General features: G+C 48.1%; 2 protein-coding genes. Both read right to left on the bottom strand.

The window, feature by feature from the left end; all coding sequences use genetic code 11:
• On the bottom strand, positions 1-503 hold a 503-nt coding region (locus GY683_RS05475), incomplete at its 3' end, for a biotin/lipoyl-containing protein (RefSeq protein WP_297287787.1).
• Positions 504-590: 87 nt separating this feature from the next.
• Positions 591-3,440, bottom strand: a complete 2,850-nt coding sequence (locus tag GY683_RS05480; RefSeq protein WP_297287788.1) for a 2-oxoglutarate dehydrogenase E1 component — start codon at positions 3,438-3,440, stop codon at positions 591-593.
• Positions 3,441-3,688: the final 248 nt, after the last annotated feature.

Raw genomic sequence — 3,688 nt, forward strand, 5'->3', positions numbered from 1 at the left:
ATAACGCTGCCAGAAGTAGTTTTTAGCGTTGGGTTAATCATGTCAGACTTAGTCACACGACCGCCACGACCACTGCCTTCTACATCAGCAGGGTTTACTCCAGTTTCTTTAGCAGCTTTACGAACGGCTGGGCTTTGATCTTTAAAGTCGCCTTCAGCGCCTTTTGGCTGTACTGGTGCAGCAACGCTAGCAGGATCGATGGTAGTGCCTTTGTCAGCTTCTTCTTTTGATAACTCTTCTGCATTGCCTGCTTTAGGCTCAGCAGTTGCACCCGCTTCGAATTGTGCGATAACTTCAGCAGATAGTACAGTGTCATCCACGCCTTTTAAGATGCTGGTTACAACGCCATCATCAGGTGCAACAACTTCTAGAACAACTTTATCAGTCTCGATTTCTGCAAGCAGTTGGTCACGTGATACTTGCTCGCCTTCGGCAACGTGCCATTCTACGATGGTGCCGTCTTGTACCGACTCTGGGAATACTGGGGCTTTAATTTCAGCCATGATAAACTCCTACGTTTATGTCAAATTTTAATATAAAAATCATAAATAATGCCAAACCGACCGCCTTCGGTCAGTTTGGCTGATGAATTATTGCAATTGTTCTACTGTCACGCCTAGCGCATCAGCGATTAGTGCTTGCTGCTGAGCGTTGTGGATCTTCGGAGAGCCAGTCGCAGGTGCTGCCGCTGCAGGACGTGCTGCAGGCGCTGCCAAGTTAGCCGACTGAGTCGCCATGATGCGATACATCTCAGGTAGTAGATAGTACCAAGCGCCTTGGTTTAATGGCTCTTCTTGCGCCCATACGACATCAGCTAGGTTCGGATATTTCGCGAACTCTGCCAAGATGCGCGCTTCTGGTAGCGGGTATAGCTGTTCGATACGTACGATCGCCACGTGGTCTAGACCCAGTTTACGGCGCTGATCTAGCAGCTCGTAGTACACCTTGCCGCCACATAGCACAAGGCGAGTTACCTTGCTGTTGTCTAATGCGTCGATCTCTGGCAGTACAGTTTCAAACTTACCATTTGCAAGCTCATCAAGCGTCGATGTCGCAAGTGGATGACGAAGCAATGACTTAGGCGACATCACGATCAATGGCTTACGCGCAGGACGGATAACCTGACGACGTAGTGCGTGGAAAATCTGTGCTGGTGTGGTTGGTGTGATCACTTGCATGTTGTCTTCGGCACACAGCTGCAAATAACGCTCCAGACGTGCTGATGAGTGCTCAGGACCTTGACCTTCAAAGCCGTGCGGCAATAGCATGGTCAGACCAGCCAGACGCTGCCACTTGGTCTCACCACTTGCGATGAACTGGTCAATCACAACCTGCGCGCCGTTAGCAAAGTCACCAAACTGCGCTTCCCATACGATCAGCGCATTTGGCACTGTGGTCGCATAGCCGTATTCAAAGGCAAGTACCGCCTCTTCTGACAGTAGCGAGTTATAGGTAGCAAAACGTGCTTGACCTTCGCGGATGTGCTGAAGCGGGATATACATGCTGCCGTCTTTTTGGTTATATAGCTCAGAATGACGGTGCGAGAATGTACCACGACCCACGTCTTCACCTGTGATACGCACAAGCAGACCTTCATCAACCAACGATGCATATGCCAATGTCTCAGCAGCGCCCCAGTTTAGTGGCTCTTCGCCTGTCTGCATGGCAAGACGTTGTTCTAGAACTTTGGCGACCTGACGCTGTAATTCAAAGCCTTCTGGCACTTTTGCCATGGCTTGACCATAAGATTTTAGCTTGTCGATATCAACGCCAGTTTCCCAGTCGTCTTCTAGCTTGTGACCCACATAAGGCGTCCAGTCAACGAATAGGCTAGTATCAGGCTCTGTCGCCAGACCTTGGGCTACGTCTTGACCGTTGTCAAGTGCCACGCGGTAGTTATCTTCGATTTGTGCTGACTCTTCTTTGGTCAGTACGTTTTCTTTTGCCAACTGCTCAGCATATCTGGTGCGAGTGGTTGGTAGTTTTTTGATGATTTGATACATCAATGGCTGAGTGGCTGACGGCTCGTCTGATTCGTTGTGGCCGTTACGGCGGTAGCAGACGATGTCAAGCACGATGTCACGGCCAAATTCTTGGCGATAATCCACCAATAGCTGAGAAGCAAATACCACCGCTTCAGGGTCGTCGCCATTAACATGGATGACAGGTGCATGAACCATTTTCGCCACGTCAGTACAGTACTCAGTAGAACGCGCGTCTTCTGGACGAGATGTGGTGAAGCCAACTTGGTTATTAATCACAACATGCAGTGTACCACCTGTCTTGTAGGCACGGGTTTGTGACATTTGGAAAGTTTCTTGGTTAACACCTTGACCAGCAAAAGCAGCATCGCCGTGTACCACGATTGGCATCACCGTGCTGTTATCGATGTCGTAGCCGTATTCTTCGGAACGACGGGCTTGACGAGCGCGCACAGAGCCCAGCATCACTGGAGAGACGATCTCTAGATGCGATGGGTTATACGCCAATGCCAAGTGCAGTTCGCCGCCTTTGGTAAGGACGTTCGAGCTAAAGCCATTGTGGTATTTTACGTCACCAGAGCCAACGGTAGGCTGAATCTTACCGTCAAATTCATCAAACAGCACAGATGGGTTCTTACCCATGATGTTCACAAGTAGGTTTAAACGACCACGGTGTGCCATGCCGATAACAACTTCTTTGGCGCCATAGCCACCAACACGCTGAATCATCTCGTGCACAGCAGGAATGAAGCTTTCACCGCCTTCTAAACCGAAACGCTTCACACCGGTATATTTACGTGCAAGGTATTTTTCTAGACCTTCAGCAGCGGTTAGGCGGTCGAAGATTTCTAGTTTTTTGTCTTTATCAAAGCGAATATGACCGTGGTTTGATTCGATGTAATTTTCGAACCAACGTTTCTCAGTCGCAGTAAATACGTGCATGTATTCATAGCCAATGCTACCACAATACACACGCTCTAGAATCTCAATAATCTCGCGTAGGGTCGCTTCAGATTTACCGATGGCAAGGTCATTGGTTGGGAAAGTCGTGTCAAGATCCGCTTCCGAAAGACCGTGATATGCCAAAGTCAAATCTTCAACAGGTGCGCGCTGCTTCAGTGCCAATGGGTCAAGCTGAGCTTTACGATGACCACGGCGACGATAAGCAGAGATCAGCTGCTGAACTGCCATTTGTTTAGGGTCGCAGTCAGTGTTGTCGCCTTGAGCTTGACCAGGACGGGCGTTTGTTTGGTTGCGTGCAAGTAGCAAATACTGCTCTTTGATCGCGTTGTGTGGTGCGTCGCTGTCGGCGCGATAGTCAGCAAAATACTGCTGCCATTCTTCGCTCACGCTGCTGCTGTCTTCTAAGTACTGCTCATACAGCGCTTCAATATAAGCTGCGCCATCTGCTGCTAATTCGGTGTTTTGATATGCCACCGTATTTTTACTGTTTGTCATAATTTTCGCCATTTTTGGTGAATTTTTAGGATAAATTGCCGTCAAAATTTGATAAATATGCTCAAATTTCGACCAGAACATCTACCTACGCGCCGAGCATTTTAATGAGACGCATATCAATTGTATAGTGTACGTCATTTAACGCAAGATAACAAGTTACAATGGTTTTAAAAATGTGAACATACCTTAATTTTTGCCAAAAATCGCCTGTTTTCTAGCGATTTCTTATGCATTAAAATTTCTTAATA

The organism is Moraxella sp. (assembly GCF_024227015.1).
Taxonomy (GTDB): Bacteria; Pseudomonadota; Gammaproteobacteria; order Pseudomonadales; family Moraxellaceae; genus Moraxella.